Source organism: Streptomyces sp. AA4, assembly GCF_000158875.1.
Classification (GTDB): domain Bacteria; phylum Actinomycetota; class Actinomycetes; order Mycobacteriales; family Pseudonocardiaceae; genus Amycolatopsis.
In genome coordinates this window covers 140760-156037 of the sequence record NZ_GG657746.1, presented here as the reverse complement: position 1 = coordinate 156037, position 15278 = coordinate 140760, and the positions used below count along the sequence as shown (strand labels likewise).

The following is a 15278-nucleotide window of genomic DNA, read 5'->3' as shown; positions in this document are numbered from 1 at the left end:
GTTTGCGACGGAAGGGCTCTCCCCGGTCTGGGGAGAGCCCTTCTTCGCTAGATGAGGGTCAAGACGAACAACACCGCGAGCGCGACCGCGATCATTTCTGCAACGTGCTGAGAATTTCCGCGAGGAACTCCTTGATCTTCATTTCGGCCCGGTCCTTGTCGACCCCCAGTGCGGCAAGGACTTCGTAGCCCGCGCCCTCGCCCTGTTCCAGCAAGGCGAGGAGAATGTGCTCGGTGCCGATGTAGTTGTGGCCGAGCCGCAGCCCCTCGCGCAGAGTGAGTTCGAGGGTCTTCTTGCCGGCGGCCGCGAACGGCACCGGATCCGGCGCGTCGTCGACCGGCTCCGGCAGCCTCGCCTCGGCCGCTTCCTTCACCGCGTCGAGAGTGATCCCCTGCGCGGCAATGGTGCCCGCCGCGAGCGCGTCGGGTTCGGAAAGCAGGCCGAGCAGCAGGTGAACGGTGTCGATTTCGGGGTTCTTGTGGTCGATGGCCGCCTGCTGAGCGGCGACGATGACGTGCCGCGCCCGGTCGGTGTAGCGGCCGAACATCCGTTGTATTCCGCCGGAGGAATCGTCGCTCTTCGGAACGAATCTCTTCTGGGCGGCCTGTTTGGATACCCCCATGCTGGCCCCGATGTCGGTCCAGGAGGCCCCGCTGCGCCGCGCCTGGTCGACGAAGTGGCCGATCAGGTGGTCCGCGACGTCGCCGAGATGCTGGCCGACGTAGACGGCGTCGGTGAGCTGGGCGAGGGCGTCTTTCTCGTTGTTGGCCTTGATGGCGCTGATGAGGTCGTCGAGTTTCACTGAGTCGGTCATGGCGTCAACTGTAGGTTGACGATTGCCGGGCGTCAACCCTGGGTTGACCAGGTGAGCGGACTCAAGCGAACGGCAGCCCCACGTAGTTCTCCGCCAAACTCGTCGCCGCCGCCCGGGACGAAGCCGTGTACCTCAGCTGCGAGAGCTGCAGCCGCCGGGCGAAAGCGTCCGCCCCGGGGTCCACGTGCAGCATCGTCGTCATGAACCACGAGAAGTGCTCCGCTCGCCACACCCGGCGCAGGCAAGTGTCCGAATAGGACTCCGCCAGTGCCGAATCCCCTTGCAGCAACGCAGCCAAAGCCCGCGAAAGCACCACCACGTCCGCGACGGCCAGGTTCATGCCCTTGGCTCCCGTGGGCGGCACGATGTGCGCCGCGTCGCCGGCCAGGAACAGCCGGCCGTGGCGCATGGGTTCGGTGACGAAGCTGCGCATCGGCGTGATGCCCTTGTCCAGGATCGGCCCCTCCTGCAGGGTGAACTCCCCGTCGACCGCCAGGCGCGTCGACAGTTCCGTCCAGATCCGGTCGTCCGACCAGGCCGCCAGGTTCTCCCCGGGGGCCACCTGCAGATACAACCGCGTGACGTCCGGAGACCGCATGCTGTGCAAGGCAAATCCCCGGGGATGATGCGTGTAGATCAGCTCCTCGTGCGACGGCGGCGTCTGCGCCAGCACCCCGAGCCAGGCGAACGGGTACTCCCGCTCGAAGGTGGTCAGCACACCGTCCGGAATGGACGGACGGGAGACTCCGTGGAAGCCATCACAGCCTGCCACCGCATCGCATTCGAGGGTTTGCACAACCCCAGCGGAATCCCGGTAGCGCACCACCGGGCGCGAGGTGTCCAATGCGGACAGAGAAACTTCCGAAACCTCAAAGTGCAGCGGCAATTCCGCGGCCTCGTGCGCGTCCACGAGGTCCTTCACGATCTCCTGCTGCCCGTACACGGTGATCGCCTTGCCGGTCAGCTCGGTGAGCGCGATCCGGTGGTCGGCACCGTCGAACCGAAGCGAGAAACCCTCGTGCGGCAAGCCTTCCGCGGCCAGCCGTCCGCCGAGGCCGATCTCGGTGAGCAGGTCGACCGTCGGTTGTTCGCAGACTCCGGCGCGCACGCGTTGCCGCACGTACTCGCGGTCGCGGGCTTCGAGCACCACCGCCTCGATACCCGCCTGGTGCAGCAAATACGACAGCAGCAACCCGGCCGGGCCGGCACCGATCACGGCGACCTGCGTGCGCAACGGAACCTCCGATCAAGCCGCGGTGCGCGACTTCAGGTGTGCTTTCAGATCAAACGAACTGGCTTCCAGATCCGCGTACGCCGGATGCGGGTCCGCGGCGAACAACCGGCGCGCGGCGATGTGGTCCGGCGCGCGGTTGACCGATTCGACGGCGATCAGCACGTCGTCGCGGAAGGACAACACGGAGAACTTCCCGGCGGCCCGATCACCGGTGACCACGGTCCGGTCCGCGGCCCCGAGAATGCCCGCGATCTGCAGTTTCGCGCCGGTCTGGTCGGTCCAGAACCACGGCAGGCTGTCGTACCGCGCGGGCTCCCCGGCGATCGCCGCGGCCACCGAACGGGCCTGGTCAACGGCGTTCTGCACGGACTCCAACCGCGTCGCGGCACCGGCCTGCACGCACGGGAAGCACGCGCAGTCGCCGATCGCGAAAATCTTCGGGTCCGCAGTGCGCAGGTGTTCGTCCACGACGACGCCGTTGCGCACCTCAAGCCCGGCCGCCTCGGCCAGCGCGGTCTCCGGCAGCACCCCGACCGCGACGACCACGAGGTCCGCGGGCAGCCGTCGCCCGTCGGAGAGTTCGACCGACTCCACGTGCCCGGCCCCGTGCAGCGCGGTGACCCCGACGCCCAGCAGCAACGTGTGCCCAGCCGCGCGGTGATGTTCGGCGAAGAATTCCGAGATCTCCGGCGACGCGACCCGCGCGAGCAGCCGGTCCTGAGCCTCCACCACGGTGACCGGACGCCCGGCGTGCGAAGCGAATTCCAGCCCGATGAACCCGCCGCCGATCACCACGACGTCGCCCGCCGCGTCCAGCGAAGCCCGCAGCCGGTCGGCATCCGCGCGGGTGCGCAGCGTCAGGACGCCTTCGAGGTCGGCGCCGGGCACCGGCAACGCGCGGTTGCGCGCGCCGGTGGCCAGCACCAAATGGTCGTACCCCAGCTCCGCACCGTCCTCGAGCCGGACTTTCGCCGCGTCCCGGTCGATCGCGGCGACCCGGCCGCGGACCAGCTCGATGTCCTTTTCGGCGAAGTAGTCCTCCGGCCGCAGCACCAGTTGCTCGACGCCCGCGCTGCCCGCCAGGTACGCCTTCGAAAGCGGCGGTCGCTGATACGGCACCCCCGGCTCGTCGCCGATCAACACCACGCGGCCGGCGAACCCCTTGTCCCGCAAGGACGCCGCGGCCTGGAACCCGCTTTGCCCGCTGCCGACGACGAGAACGGTCTCGGTGCTCATCTCGCTCCTCCCGACATCTCGGGCTCCATCTGAGCACACCTCGGCCAAGATCGTCGAGGAGCGGCCGTCACACCCGGTGCAGGAACGCGATCGCGTCCGCCGCTTCGACCGCGTCGAACGGCAGATACCCGCGTCCGTCACCGGGCCGCGCGGGCAGCCCGGGGTCGATTCCGGCGGTTTCGACCAGTTCACGGTCCCGCACCGTCGCGGCGAGATACGCCTGCAGCGTCCCCGGCGCGGGGTTCCCTACCGCATCGGACGAGCCGAAATCGGTGGCAATGAACACATACCGGTCGCCGAGCCGGTGCGCGACGTGCGAGCCCGCGCTCCACCACTGCGCACCCATCATCGACGCCGCGCGCCGCTGCAGGTGCTGGTTGTGCGCGGAGACGAACGTGCCCGGCAGCGCGAGCAGGTTGTCCGCCATCATCGCGTCGCGCTGCGCCCCGAGCCGGCCCAGCCGTTCCGGCGAGGTGTCGGCCATCAGCGAGTGGTAGCGGCAGAGCCCGACCGCGGTCCGGGCGAGCAGGTCGCCGCCTTCCGGCAACGCCGGACGCGCCCGTTCGAAGTGGCCAGCGAGATCGTCGGCGACCAACCGCAGCTCCCGCGCGTCCGGACTGTCCCCTTTGGACTTCGCCCCGTCCCACATCGCCGCTTCGTCCGCCCAGGCCGCGTCGTCGCCGGCCAGCCGCTCGATGGTCGCGACGTCGTGCGGCACGTCGTCAAGATGCTTGGACAGGAAGCCATGCAGTTCGGTGAGCACCGCGCGCGGGCTGGGTGCGCTGGCCATCTCGAGCGGGGCGTCGAAGCCGTGGAAGCGGACCTGATCTTCGGGCGCGCGGCCGGCGTTGTGGTCACGCAGCCACTCGACCAGCGCGCGGTTCGACGGGAACGCTCCGAAACCGTGGCTGAACCCGGTGGCGAGCACCTGGTCGAGGTCGCCTTCGCCGGTGGTCACGTAGCGGTCGACCAGGCGTCCGGCCAGGCAGTCGGTCTCCAGCGCGATCGACCGGTAGCCGTGTTCGCGGACCAGGTGCTGGAAGATTTCGTTGCGGAACAACGGGAAAGCCTCGGTCCAGTGCGTGGGCTCGCCCAGCCCGAGCAGGGTAGGCGAACGGCGGGCGAGGAAGTCGTCAAGGGTCTTCATTGCTTTGACCGTATCGTTGAACTCTCGGTTGGCACTTTTGCGCGAAACACCTGGTTGAATGGCTCCGAAACCCTCAAATCGGAGGCGAGATGCGGCCGAAGGACCTCGCCCGCGAGCACGGCTTGTCGACCCAGGCTGTCCGCAACTACGAGGAGGACGGCATCCTCCCGCCCGCCGAGCGCGGACCGCAGGGCTACCGGACGTACACCGAGCAGCACGCCCAAGCATTGCGCGCCTTCCTCGCCCTGCGCTCCGGCTTCGGCCACGCCCGCGCGGCAGCGATCCTCCGCGCGCTCAACGAGCGTTCGGAAGACACCGCGTTCCAGCTGATCGACGAGAGCCATGCCGAGCTGCTGCGCGACCGCGGCACCCTCACCGAAGTCGAGCACGCGCTGCGGAACCTGACCCGGGAACCGGACGTGCGCCAGACCGTGCCGTCGATCGGCGCGCTCGCGCACCAGCTGTCCGTGCACCCCGCCACGCTGCGGAAATGGGAGGCCGCCGGGATCCTCCAGCCGGAGCGGGACCGAGCCGGAAACCGCCGCTACCCGCCGGCCGCGGTCCGCGACGCCCGCCTCGCGCACCAACTCCGCCGCGGCGGCTACCCGCTCGCCCGGATCGCGGCGGTGCTGGAGCAGGTCCGGCACGCGGGCGGGGTCGCGCCGCTGGAAGAAGCCTTGCGCACCTGGCGTTCCCGGCTCACCGCACGGGCGCACGCGATGCTGGACGGGGCCGCCCAGCTGTCGCGTTACCTCGGCTGATCCTCCGGCAAAAGGGGCCGCATGAACGTCCGCCGGTACCGGATCACGCAGCCGCTCTCGTCCCGGATCCGGTCCGCGGCCACGAACTCGGGGTCCACTCCGAACAGCTCCCGATACCGCTCGTAGGCGGCCAGGCTGTCGAAGCTGAACAACGCCCGAGCCTCGTCGCTGGCCCCTTCCGCGGGAAGGAAATACCCGTGGTGCACCCCGCCCTCGCGCCGCACCAGCCGCATCCACTCGGCGGCGAACCGTTCGAAGTCCGCGATCTTCTCCGGGTCGATCACGTAGTCGACGACGCAGGTGATCACGAGCGGCCCCAGACCCGCTCCGCCGTCGCCACGATCAGCTCCAGCTTCCGCAGCTGCTCACCGGCGGTCAGGTCGTTTCCCTCCTCAGTGGACGAGAACCCGCATTGCGGCGACAAGCACAGCTGGTCGATGTCGACGTACCGCGACGCTTCCTCGATCCGCCGCACCAGCGCGTCCGCGTCTTCCAGCTCCGGCCGTTTGCTGGTCACGAGCCCGAGCACGACCCGTTTTCCCTTCGGCACGAACCGCAGCGGCTCGAAGCCGCCCGAGCGTTCGTCGTCGTACTCCAGGAAGAACCCGTCCACCGCGAGCTCGCCGAACAACGCCTCGGCGACGAACTCGTAGCTGCCGGACGCCACCCACGACGAGCGGAAATTGCCGCGGCACAGGTGCGTCGTCACGGTCAGGTCGTCCGGTTTCCCGGCGAGCGCGGCGTTGATCGTCGAGATGTTGCGCAGGTGCATGGTGTCCGGGTCGCCGCCCATGCGCGCGACGAGTTCGCGCTGCTTCGGGTCGTTGAGATACGCCAGGCTGGTGTCGTCCAGCTGCAGGTACGTGCAGCCCAGCCCGCTCATCGCGCGCAGCTGCTCCGCGTACGCCGCGCTGAGGTCGGCGAAGAACTCGTCCAGCTCCGGGTACACGGTCTCGCTCACCGCCGCCCGGCCGCCGCGGTGATAGACCATGCTCGGCGACGGGATGGTCAGCTTCGGCGTGATGCCCGGGTCGGTGTGCGCCTTGAGGAACTCGAAGTGGTCGGCGAAGATCGGATTGTCGAGCCGCACCTTGCCGTCGACCTGCAGGCCGGGCGGGCTGAACTCCAGGTCGCCTGCCAGATTGTGGAATTTCACGTGCAGCCGCTCGTCACTGCGCGAGACGCCGCCGAGCTGGTAGATGAAGTCCATGTGCCAAGAGGACCGGCGGAACTCGCCGTCGGTCGCCGAGTGCAGGCCGGCCGCCTTCTGCATCTTCACGACGTCGCGGATCGCGTCGTCCTCGACGGCTCGCAGTTGTTCGGCGGAGATCTCCCCCGCCGCGTGGTCGCGCCGCGCTTCGCGCAGCACCGGCGGCCGCAGCAGGCTCCCGACATGATCGGCACGGAACGGAGGTCGTGCAGTCATGCTGGCATCGTCACACACAAACCGGTGGTATGTGCAGCGATAATCCGGCGGAACCACACAGAAGGAGCCGCTCATGACCAACGCCGCGCACCCGGTCGACCGGGGCCTTCCCGCCGGACGGCTGCTCCTGCTCGGACTGCAGCACATGGCGATCATGTACACCGGCTGCATCGCCGTGCCGCTGGTCATCGGCAGCGCGCTGCACCTGGACAACGCGTCGATCGCGCTGCTGGTGAACGCGGACCTGTTCGTCGCCGGACTGGCCACTTTGGTCCAGTCGGTCGGCATCGGGCGGCTGTTCGGCGTCCGGCTGCCGGTGGTCGCGGGCGCGACCTTCACCGTGGTCAACCCGATGATCCTGATCGCCGCGCAGTACGGCATCACCGCGGTGTACGGCGCGATGATCGCCTCCGGCGTCTTCGGCCTGCTGATCGCCCGGCCGTTCGCCGCGCTGATCCGGTTCTTCCCGCCGCTCGTGTCCGGGACACTGCTGCTGGTCATCGGCATCTCCCTGCTCGGCCCCGGCACAGCGATGATCGGCGGCCACGACACCGGCGACCCGTCCTACGGCGATCCGGCGAACCTCGGGCTCGCCTTCGGGGTGATCGCATTGGTCGTCCTGTTCACCCGAGTCCTGCGCGGCTTCCTCGGCCAGATCGGCCCGCTGGTCGCTCTCCTCGCCGGTGTCCTGATCGCGATCCCGCTAGGCCGCACGCACTTCTCCGGCGTCAGCGACGCGAGCTGGTTCGGCCTGGCCTCGCCATTCCACTTCGGAGCGCCGACGTTCCCGGTCGCCGCAGTGGTGTCCATGTGCGTGGTCATGCTGGTTTCGTTCACGGAAACCACCGCAGACCTGATCGCGGTAGGCGAGATCACCGGCCGCCCAGTCACCCCCGCCGACCTCTCCCGCGGCCTGGCCACCGACGGCCTGTCCGCCATCTTCGGCGGCTTCATGAACTCCTTCCCCGACACCGCGTTCGCACAGAACGTCGGACTCGTGCAAATGACCGGCGTCCGCAGCCGCTGGGTAGTCGCCACCACCGGTGCCATGCTGGTCGTGATGGGCTTGGTACCGAAAATTGGCGCGTTCATCGCCGCGATCCCGGAACCAGTAGTCGGCGGCGTCGCGGTAGTGATGTTCGCGATGGTCGCGGTGGTCGGCGTGCAGACGCTCAAGAAGGTCGATTTTTCCGGCAATCACAACGGTTTCGTGGCCTCCGTGGCGATCGGCGTCGGACTGCTGCCCGCCTTCGGCCTGGACCGCTTCGGCAACTCGGTGTTCTTCCAACACTTCCCCGCCTGGCTGCGAACCATCTGCGGCAGCCCCATCACCGTCGCCGCAGTACTGGCCTTCGTGCTGAACCTGCTCTTCAACCACCTAGGCCGGAAACGCGAAGAAGACCTGCTGCCCTAAGCAGTCACCCGACATGCACCAACGGCCTCCGGTGCGGATCCGGCTCCGCCCTCCGCAGCACCTCCCGAGTAACCGGAGGCACATCCCCGTCCCCGAAAAACAAATACCGGACCAGAAACTTGAACGGATTCCCCTCCGTCCAGGCAAAGTAAATATGCGGCTGCACCCCGGTCTCGTCCCGCAAATACAACAACACCGCCGCGATAGCATTGGCGATAGACGGGCTCTTCATCCGCAAAATCCGGTACCCGGCCCGCTTCTCCCCGTGCACCCGCAGCGTAGTCTCGAAATCCGACGCATCCGAGATGGTGACCTCAAGAAAGAACAACGCACTGTCCCGAGGAATATGGTTGTCCTCCCGGGCCTCCCGCTCCTTCTCCCGATACTCCGCCTCGTCCCGGGCGTCCGGCTCATTGGCGATGATCCGGACCGCCCCGGACCGCACCGCCTTGTCCACGATCCGCCGAGCAGCCGCGTCCAGCTCCACCTTCTCGACCCGCAGCTCCAACGACCGAGTAGCCCGCGAGACCAAGGACGTCACCACAATCGCCCCGATAAAGAACCCGGCGATCTTCACGCCCTCCGGCCGCTCCACGATATTGGCCACCGTCGTATACAAAAACACCAGCGTAATAACGAGATAAGCCCAAAACGCCCGCTGCCGCAGCCGCCGAGCCGACAACGTCACCGCGACCGACGCCGACGAAATCAACACCAGCACCCCTGTCGCATACGCCCCGCCCTGCGCCTCGACATCAGCGTCGAAGATCAGCGTGATCACGAACGCGATCACGGAAACCACGATCACCAACGGCCGAGTGGCCCGAGCCCAATCCGGAGCCATCCCGTATCGCGGCAGATACCGAGGCACGATGTTCAGCAACCCCGCCATCGCCGACGCCCCGGCAAACCACAAGATCGCGATCGTGCTGGCATCGTAAACCGTGCCGAACCCGTCACCGAGATAACTGTGCGCCAGATAAGCCAGCGCCCGCCCGTTGGCCTTGCCCCCAGCCTGGAACTCCCGCTGCGGAATCAACACCGCGGTAGCGAAGCTGGACGTAATCAGAAACGCGCTCATGATCAACGCCGCGGTCACCAGCAACCGCCGCGTATTCCGGACCCGCCCCGCCGGATCTGCCTCCGTGTCCCCGCTGGCCCCGCGAACCAGCGGCATCACCGAAACCCCGGTCTCGAACCCGGACAACCCCAGCGCCAGCTTGGGAAACACCACCAGCGCCACCCCCGCCATCAACCACGGATTGGGATGCTCGCTGATCAGCAGGTGCTGCCAGTCCACAATCAACTGCGGCGCCCCGAACACGTGCGCCAGCGCGGTAACCACCACGACGACGTTCAACGCGAGATAAACCCCCACGAGAACCACCGCGACCCCGATCGCCTCAGCGAACCCCTTGAGGAACACCGCCCCCAGCAACGCGATGAGCACCAGCGTGATCCAGACCTGCCCGCCATGCAGCGCAGCCGGAACGAACGGATTCTCGATAACGTGCGCGGTCGCGTCAGCCGCGGACAGCGTGACCGTGATGACGAAGTCAGTGGCGGCGAACCCCAGCAGCGCAAGCACCAGCAGCTTGCCGCCCCATCGGGACAGCAGCTTCTCCAGCATCGCGATCGACCCCTGGCCGTGCGGGCTTTCCTTCGCCACCCGGCGGTAAATCGGCAGCGCACCGGCAAGCGTCAGCACCACGAGCACCACAGTGGCCAGCGGCGACAGCACTCCGGCCGCGAGCGCGGCGATTCCTGGCTGATAGCCGAGCGTGGAGAAGTAGTCGACGCCGGTGAGGCACATGACCTTCCACCACGGCTGTTCGGCCTTTGTGGTCTCGCGTTTCCCACCGGTCATCTGCTGGGCGCGCTTGTGCTCGCCCTCGAGAAGCCAGGCTCTCAGCTTTGTATTCGACACGCGGTCGATCATGCCGGGTTCTGCCGCTTCGCGCGGACCAAGCTCAGCGGGCGCTCAGAGCGCCTAAAGGCAAATGATGTTCAGGACGCACGGCGGCTCGTGGCTGCTCGGCGACGACGGCTGGCTCGAACTTGACGGCCCCGACGAGCTCGACGGCGCCTGCGTCGGACCGGTCGGGCCGGTGGTTTCCGGCCGTTCGCTCGACGACGGCCGCGCCGGCGCGGAATCAGCCGGGCGCTCCGGCGCACTGCTGTCCTCGCCGAACGGATTCACGTTCGCCTTGCGCGAAGGGGCATCCCCGACGGTCACCGTGCCCTCTTCGGACTCCGTGCCGGTCGGCGTGGGCGGGTTGGTCTCGTCGACGCCGCCCGCGCCGCCGGTGCGGTCCGGCATCTCGATCACGCGCATCTCGGTGATCCGGGAGGCCCCGTCGTTCGCCGTGGTCCCGTACGAGACGAGCATGGCCGCGGCCCCGCAGCCGACGATCACCGCGAGCATCACCGAAACCATGCGCCACCTGGACCGGGACGGCGGCGGAATCCGTCGTTCGTGTCCTTCGCGCACCAACAGCTCGGCGACCGAAACCTCGTCGTTCACCAGCGAGACCTTTCACCAGGAGTGGCCTAGTCCTACCGGATCCGGCCACCGAACGGGTGACAAAGGGTAAAACCTTCTACCCAGAGTGCTCACTCTAGCGGGTGTGAATCACAGCGCATTCACAGCTGCGGTTAGCCAAAATCCCAGCATGCCCAGCCACTCTGGACGCATGTCGCTGCGTGAGCCGGACCCGGCACCCCGCCCGGCACGCAGTGCTGCCACCACCGGAACTCCCCGGAAGTGGCGCTTCTGGTCGTGGCTGCGCACGCCCGCTCCCGACCCCGTCTCGCCGACCGAACCCGTCGGCCTCCTCGAACCGGCGACAGCCCCGGCTGGCGGAACCCGTTTGGCCGACCCCCTGGGCTCCCCGACGGCGACGGCCGTGCTGACGCAGGACGACCTCGTCCAGCCCGTTCCCCGGCCCGCCTTCCTCGCCGCGATCCCGGTCAGCTGGCGGCCGAAACGAGCCTGGCTGAGCCTCGTCCCCAGCCCGCGGTCCACGCCGTTCACCTTCGGCTACCTGGTCCTGCTCCTCGGTACCTCGCTGCTCATCCGGTTCGGCAGCGCCAAGCTCACCGACAAACTCCTCGCGGTCTCCAGCACTGACGCGCACAACATGGCGCGCCACCCCCTCACCGCGCTCCTGACCAGCGCGTTCTGGATCGCCGACGGCGGCTGGCTGCCGTACGCGGTGATCTTCGCGATCGCCGTCGCCCCGTTCGAGCGGCGGTTCGGCGGGCTCCGGACGGCACTGGTCTTCTTCAGCGGGCACGTGCTCGCCACGATCGCGACCGAACTGCCGGTGATGGCCTTGATCCGCACCGACGTCCTCCCGCATTCCGCGGGCCGCTGGCTCGACATCGGCGTCAGCTACGGCTTCCTCACCACCGCCGGCGTGCTCGTCGCGCTGCTGCGCGGGCGGGCCAGGATCGTCGGAATCGTGGCCCTTGAGCTATTCGTTATCGGCGTCTACGTGACCGACGATCCGGCCACTCTCGCCTCCGTCGTGACCCTCCTCGGACACGCCTGCGCGGCCCACTTCGGCCTGCTCGTATGGGGTCCGCGACTGCGCAGCGTGCCTCGCGTCGCCCGATAGCACCCGCCCTCCTGGTCCGGACGAGTGACGCAGGCGGCTCCCCGTGTGGATATACACAGGCTTCACTCGGTGGTGTAATCGACGGGCCATACGCCGACAAGGGGGATCGGAAGCACCATGGAGGCTGACGCCCTGGCCGGCGAACCGGGTGGGATCACCCGGCGCGCCCAGCTCGCGGGCCTGCGGCCGGACGCCGGCGCGGGGGTCCTGTTCTCCCTGCACGCCTCCGAACCGGCGACCCTCACCTGGCTGCCCGGCCTCGACGCGGTGCTCGGCCTCCCCGGCGCGACCGGCAAGGAGCTGTGCGACCGGCTCACCGAGCTGCTCCGCCCGCTCACCGCGAACCTCCGCCGCACCCCGCCCGGCCGCGATTTCGAACTCGAACAGCCGCAGGACGGCCCCGACGGCACGCCGCGCCGCATCCGCCTGCGCGCGCGGACCGTCGGCGAGCGAGACCACACGACCGGCCTGCTCGGCGTCGCCTCGGCGGTCGCGGAAGCCGCGCCGGAAAAGTCCGAGCTCGCCGAGCTGTCCGACCGCTACCAGCTGCTGATGGAGCAAAGCCCGGACGCGATCTGCGTGTACTCGGGCGGCGTCGTCACCTACGCCAACCAGGCCGCGCTCGACCTGTTCGGGGCACGGGCGGCGCACGAGGTCGTCAGCCGCGAGTTCGCGGACTTCGTGGCCGCGGAATCCACGCAGCTGCTGGAGGATCCCAGCGCGGAACCCCGCGAAGCGGTGCTGAAACGGTTGGACGGGAGCAAATTCGTGGCGGAAACCGTGTCGGTGCGCACGAGCGACTCGAACCCGCCGTCGTTCCAGGTCGTGATCCGCGACAGCACTGTCAAACACGCCGCCGCAGCCGCCGTCCGCGCGCAGGAAGCGCTGGTCACGCACGTCAGCGACGCCATCGTCACGATCACCGGCGAGGGCATCGTCACCGGATGGAACCCGGCCGCCGAGACCGTTTACGGCTGGCCGGCCCCGGAGGCGCTCGGCAGGCGGGTGCACGAGGTCCTCGGCATCGACCCGGACCCGGCGTCGATCCGCGACGGCGTCGCCCAGCAAACCCACCGCGGCCGGGACGGTTCGCCGCGGCAGGTCCGGGTGTCCGCGACCGAAACCGTCGACGGGTTCCTCCTGGTCTGCACCGACGAAACCGCGCGTCGGCGCGTCGAACAGCACTACGCGACGGTCGTCGCGGCGCTCGACGAGGGCGTGCTCGTGATCGGGCCGACCGGACTGATCCAGTCCGCGAACCCGTCCGCCTGCCGCATCCTCGGCGTCCCCGAGCCGGAGCTGCTCGGCGTGTCGTGCACCACGCTCGTGCTGTTCGACGAGGACGGCAACCGGATCCCGGACGACGAGCTGCCGTCCATGCACACGCGCCGCACCGGGGTCACGCACAACGGACTGGTCGTGCGCCTGCGCCGCCCCGACGGCCGCGACGTGTGGGTGTCGCTGACCTCACGGCTGCTCGATTCGGACGACCCGAACGGCGTCTCGGTGGTCACGTCCTTCACCGACATCACCGAACGGCGCGCGATCAGCGCCCGGCTGGCCCACGAGGCCACCCACGACCCGCTGACCCGGCTCGCCAACCGCACCCTGGTGCTGGACCGGCTCGACCGCCGCGACGGGGCCGAGTCCGCCGCCGTGCTGTTCCTCGACCTGGACAAGTTCAAGCTCATCAACGATTCCCTCGGGCATCCGGTCGGCGACCAGGTCCTGCGCATCGCCGGCGAACGCCTGCGCCGGGCCACTGGCCCCGACGACGTCGTCGGCAGGCTGGGCGGCGACGAGTTCGTGGTCGTCACGTCCGCGACGACCGGCCCGGCCCAGGTCGGCGTGTTCGCCGCGCACCTGCGGTCGGTGCTGTCGGAACCGGTATCCGTGCACGGCAGACAGCTGCATCTCGACGCGAGCATGGGCATCGTCCTCGTCGAACCGGACGACCGCCGCACCGCCGAGGACTTGCTGCGCGACGCGGATGTCGCGATGTACCAAGCGAAATCCCGCGGCCGCGGCCGGTTCGAGTTCTTCGACGTCGCCCTGCGGGAACGCATGCAGCGCCGGCTGCGGATGGAGCAGGACCTCCGCGACGCTGTCCACAGTGGACAGCTATGGCCGGCTTACCAGCCGGTGGTCGACCTGCGCACCGGGGAAATGGTCGGCGTCGAGGCGCTGCTGCGCTGGACCCACCCGAAACACGGCGCGATCTCGCCCGCGGAATTCATCCCCCTGGCCGAGGAAAGCGAACTGATCAACGTGCTGGGCAAGTACGTCCTGCGCGACACCACCCGCGAACTGGCCGCCCTGCGCACCGGCCGAGGCCTCGACCTGAGTTTGAAGGTCAACCTCTCCGTGCGGCAGCTGGACGACCCGCATCTGGTGCCCGCGGTCCGCGACGCACTCGCCACCACCGGCCTTCCGCCCGGCTCGCTGACGCTGGAAGTCACCGAAAGCGCGCTCATGCGCGACACCTCGGCAGCCGCGGAAGTGTTGTCCGCCTTGCGTTCTCTCGGTGTTCTGCTGGCGATCGACGACTTCGGCACCGGCTATTCTTCCCTGGCGCAGCTGCGTCGGCTGACCTTGGACACGCTCAAGATCGACCGCTCCTTCATCACCGGAATCGCCGACTCGCGCGACGCGGCCGCGATCGTCACGAGCATCATCGCGATGGCGCACGCGGTGGATCTGACCGTGGTCGCGGAAGGCGTCGAGACCGCCGAAGAACTGGCGCTGCTGCGGGAACTCGGCTGCGACCAGGCCCAGGGCTACCACCTGGGCCGGCCGCTGGCTGCCGCGGAGCTGTTTCAGTAAGTCTCGAGCAGCGCCGCCAGCTCGTCCTCAGTCAGCACGACGTCGAGATCCTCCAGCGTCTTGCCGAGATCGACCGGTTCGATCGTGCGCTTCTCGACCGTGCCGTCCGGGTGGCTTTCCTGATACTCGCGCCCGAGCAGCCGCCGGAGCCGTCCCGGCTCGAGCCGCATCACCACGAGCCGCCCGGTGAACGGCGACTTCGGATGCGTGGACGTGTAGTGGTGGAACACCTGGTAATCGATCGGGCGGCTGTGCACCACGGGCAGCAACTCGTGCAGGTCTTCCCAGCCGTCGCCGTCCTGTTTCTGCAGCACCCACCAGCCGTCGCGCAGCTTCATCCGGTGCGTCCACCCGGCCTGGTCGACCTCGGCCCCGTCGATCAACGGCATCGGCAGCAGGATCCCGGCCCCGAACCCGACGTCCACGAGAAACTGTTGCCCCGCAACGGTAATCACGAGCGTCATGTGCGTGTACGGCCCGCTCTTCCGCGGCTGCACCCGCGCGACCGTGCGCTGCACCTCGTAACCCAGCTGCTCGGCGACGGCCGCGAACAGCCCGGCCTGCTCGTAGCAATAGCCGCCCCGGTGCCGCCCGACGAGCTTCTCGCTGACGACATCCAGCTCGATCCCGCGATGCCGGCCGATGACCACGTCGACGTTCTCGAACGGGATCGTCTCGACGTGCGCCCGCGCCAACCGCTCGAGCGCCGCCGCGGACGGTTCCTCCCGGCGCTGTCCGATGCGCGCGAGGTAAGCGTCGACGTCTACTGCCTCGATGTTCCATTCCCCAGCCATGCGGACAGT

The 15278-nt window shown here is 68.6% G+C and carries 13 protein-coding genes; 5 read left to right on the top strand and 8 right to left on the bottom strand.

The features are described 5' to 3' along the window. Positions 1-91: 91 nt before the first annotated feature. The 4 genes from SSMG_RS00710 to SSMG_RS00695 form a co-directional block, all read right to left on the bottom strand. The gene (locus tag SSMG_RS00710; protein WP_037712132.1) at positions 92-814 is read right to left on the bottom strand and encodes a Clp protease N-terminal domain-containing protein; all 723 of its coding nucleotides are present in this window, start codon (positions 812-814) and stop codon (positions 92-94) included. A 61-nt stretch (positions 815-875) separates the two neighbouring features. Further along, the gene (locus SSMG_RS00705) at positions 876-2048 is read right to left on the bottom strand and encodes a 4-hydroxybenzoate 3-monooxygenase (protein WP_009071816.1); all 1173 of its coding nucleotides are present in this window, start codon (positions 2046-2048) and stop codon (positions 876-878) included. A gap of 12 nt (positions 2049-2060) precedes the next feature. Next, positions 2061-3284 (bottom strand): NAD(P)/FAD-dependent oxidoreductase, encoded by a 1224-nt coding sequence (locus SSMG_RS00700; RefSeq protein WP_009071815.1) that lies wholly within the window; start codon positions 3282-3284, stop codon positions 2061-2063. Positions 3285-3351: 67 nt separating this feature from the next. Then, on the bottom strand, positions 3352-4431 hold the full coding sequence (locus SSMG_RS00695; RefSeq protein WP_009071812.1) for an erythromycin esterase family protein: 1080 nt from the start codon (positions 4429-4431) through the stop codon (positions 3352-3354). An 89-nt stretch (positions 4432-4520) separates the two neighbouring features. Between SSMG_RS00695 and SSMG_RS00690 the strand changes: the two genes are divergently transcribed. Then, positions 4521-5192 carry a MerR family transcriptional regulator gene (locus SSMG_RS00690; RefSeq protein WP_009071809.1) on the top strand — a complete coding sequence of 224 codons (672 nt, stop codon included), beginning with the start codon at positions 4521-4523 and terminating at the stop codon, positions 5190-5192. On the opposite strand, the gene SSMG_RS00685 is transcribed toward SSMG_RS00690, so the two are convergent. Then, positions 5180-5500 (bottom strand): NIPSNAP family protein, encoded by a 321-nt coding sequence (locus SSMG_RS00685; protein WP_009071806.1) that lies wholly within the window; start codon positions 5498-5500, stop codon positions 5180-5182. The genes SSMG_RS00690 and SSMG_RS00685 overlap by 13 nt on opposite strands. Then, a complete protein-coding gene (locus SSMG_RS00680) occupies positions 5497-6618 on the bottom strand; it encodes a 5-methyltetrahydropteroyltriglutamate--homocysteine S-methyltransferase (protein WP_009071804.1) in 1122 nt (373 codons plus the stop codon). Before SSMG_RS00680 ends, SSMG_RS00685 begins: the two co-directional genes overlap by 4 nt. Positions 6619-6691: 73 nt before the next feature. On the opposite strand from SSMG_RS00680, the gene SSMG_RS00675 reads away from it, so the two are divergent. Then, positions 6692-8032, top strand: coding sequence for a nucleobase:cation symporter-2 family protein (locus tag SSMG_RS00675; RefSeq protein ID WP_009071802.1), 1341 nt, complete (start codon positions 6692-6694; stop codon positions 8030-8032). 4 nt (positions 8033-8036) lie between these two features. On the opposite strand, the gene SSMG_RS00670 is transcribed toward SSMG_RS00675, so the two are convergent. Then, positions 8037-9899 carry an amino acid transporter gene (locus SSMG_RS00670; RefSeq protein ID WP_286157012.1) on the bottom strand — a complete coding sequence of 621 codons (1863 nt, stop codon included), beginning with the start codon at positions 9897-9899 and terminating at the stop codon, positions 8037-8039. Positions 9900-10035: 136 nt separating this feature from the next. Here SSMG_RS00670 and SSMG_RS00665 point away from each other — a divergent pair, with 136 nt between their 5' ends. The 3 genes from SSMG_RS00665 (at position 10036) to SSMG_RS00655 (ending at position 14475) form a co-directional block, all read left to right on the top strand. Then, positions 10036-10626 carry a hypothetical protein gene (locus SSMG_RS00665; protein ID WP_158687976.1) on the top strand — a complete coding sequence of 197 codons (591 nt, stop codon included), beginning with the start codon at positions 10036-10038 and terminating at the stop codon, positions 10624-10626. A 78-nt stretch (positions 10627-10704) separates the two neighbouring features. Beyond that, entirely contained in the window at positions 10705-11652 is a 948-nt protein-coding gene (locus SSMG_RS00660) for a rhomboid-like protein (protein ID WP_199785738.1), read from the top strand. Positions 11653-11769: 117 nt separating this feature from the next. After that, positions 11770-14475, top strand: coding sequence for an EAL domain-containing protein (locus SSMG_RS00655; protein WP_009071793.1), 2706 nt, complete (start codon positions 11770-11772; stop codon positions 14473-14475). On the opposite strand, the gene SSMG_RS00650 is transcribed toward SSMG_RS00655, so the two are convergent. Then, positions 14469-15269 carry an arylamine N-acetyltransferase gene (locus SSMG_RS00650; protein ID WP_037712130.1) on the bottom strand — a complete coding sequence of 267 codons (801 nt, stop codon included), beginning with the start codon at positions 15267-15269 and terminating at the stop codon, positions 14469-14471. The genes SSMG_RS00655 and SSMG_RS00650 overlap by 7 nt on opposite strands. Positions 15270-15278 lie beyond the last annotated feature (9 nt).

What these genes read in the sequence shown, in the direction of transcription:
- SSMG_RS00710 (WP_037712132.1), bottom strand. Translation starts at nt 814, where the DNA reads ATGACCGACTCAGTGAAACTCGACGACCTCATCAGCGCCATCAAGGCC.
- SSMG_RS00700 (WP_009071815.1), bottom strand. Translation starts at nt 3,284, where the DNA reads ATGAGCACCGAGACCGTTCTCGTCGTCGGCAGCGGGCAAAGCGGGTTC.
- SSMG_RS00695 (WP_009071812.1), bottom strand. Translation starts at nt 4,431, where the DNA reads ATGAAGACCCTTGACGACTTCCTCGCCCGCCGTTCGCCTACCCTGCTC.
- SSMG_RS00690 (WP_009071809.1), top strand. Translation starts at nt 4,521, where the DNA reads ATGCGGCCGAAGGACCTCGCCCGCGAGCACGGCTTGTCGACCCAGGCT.
- SSMG_RS00680 (WP_009071804.1), bottom strand. Translation starts at nt 6,618, where the DNA reads ATGACTGCACGACCTCCGTTCCGTGCCGATCATGTCGGGAGCCTGCTG.
- SSMG_RS00675 (WP_009071802.1), top strand. Translation starts at nt 6,692, where the DNA reads ATGACCAACGCCGCGCACCCGGTCGACCGGGGCCTTCCCGCCGGACGG.
- SSMG_RS00670 (WP_286157012.1), bottom strand. Translation starts at nt 9,899, where the DNA reads ATGACCGGTGGGAAACGCGAGACCACAAAGGCCGAACAGCCGTGGTGG.
- SSMG_RS00665 (WP_158687976.1), top strand. Translation starts at nt 10,036, where the DNA reads ATGTTCAGGACGCACGGCGGCTCGTGGCTGCTCGGCGACGACGGCTGG.
- SSMG_RS00660 (WP_199785738.1), top strand. Translation starts at nt 10,705, where the DNA reads ATGCCCAGCCACTCTGGACGCATGTCGCTGCGTGAGCCGGACCCGGCA.
- SSMG_RS00655 (WP_009071793.1), top strand. Translation starts at nt 11,770, where the DNA reads ATGGAGGCTGACGCCCTGGCCGGCGAACCGGGTGGGATCACCCGGCGC.
- SSMG_RS00650 (WP_037712130.1), bottom strand. Translation starts at nt 15,269, where the DNA reads ATGGCTGGGGAATGGAACATCGAGGCAGTAGACGTCGACGCTTACCTC.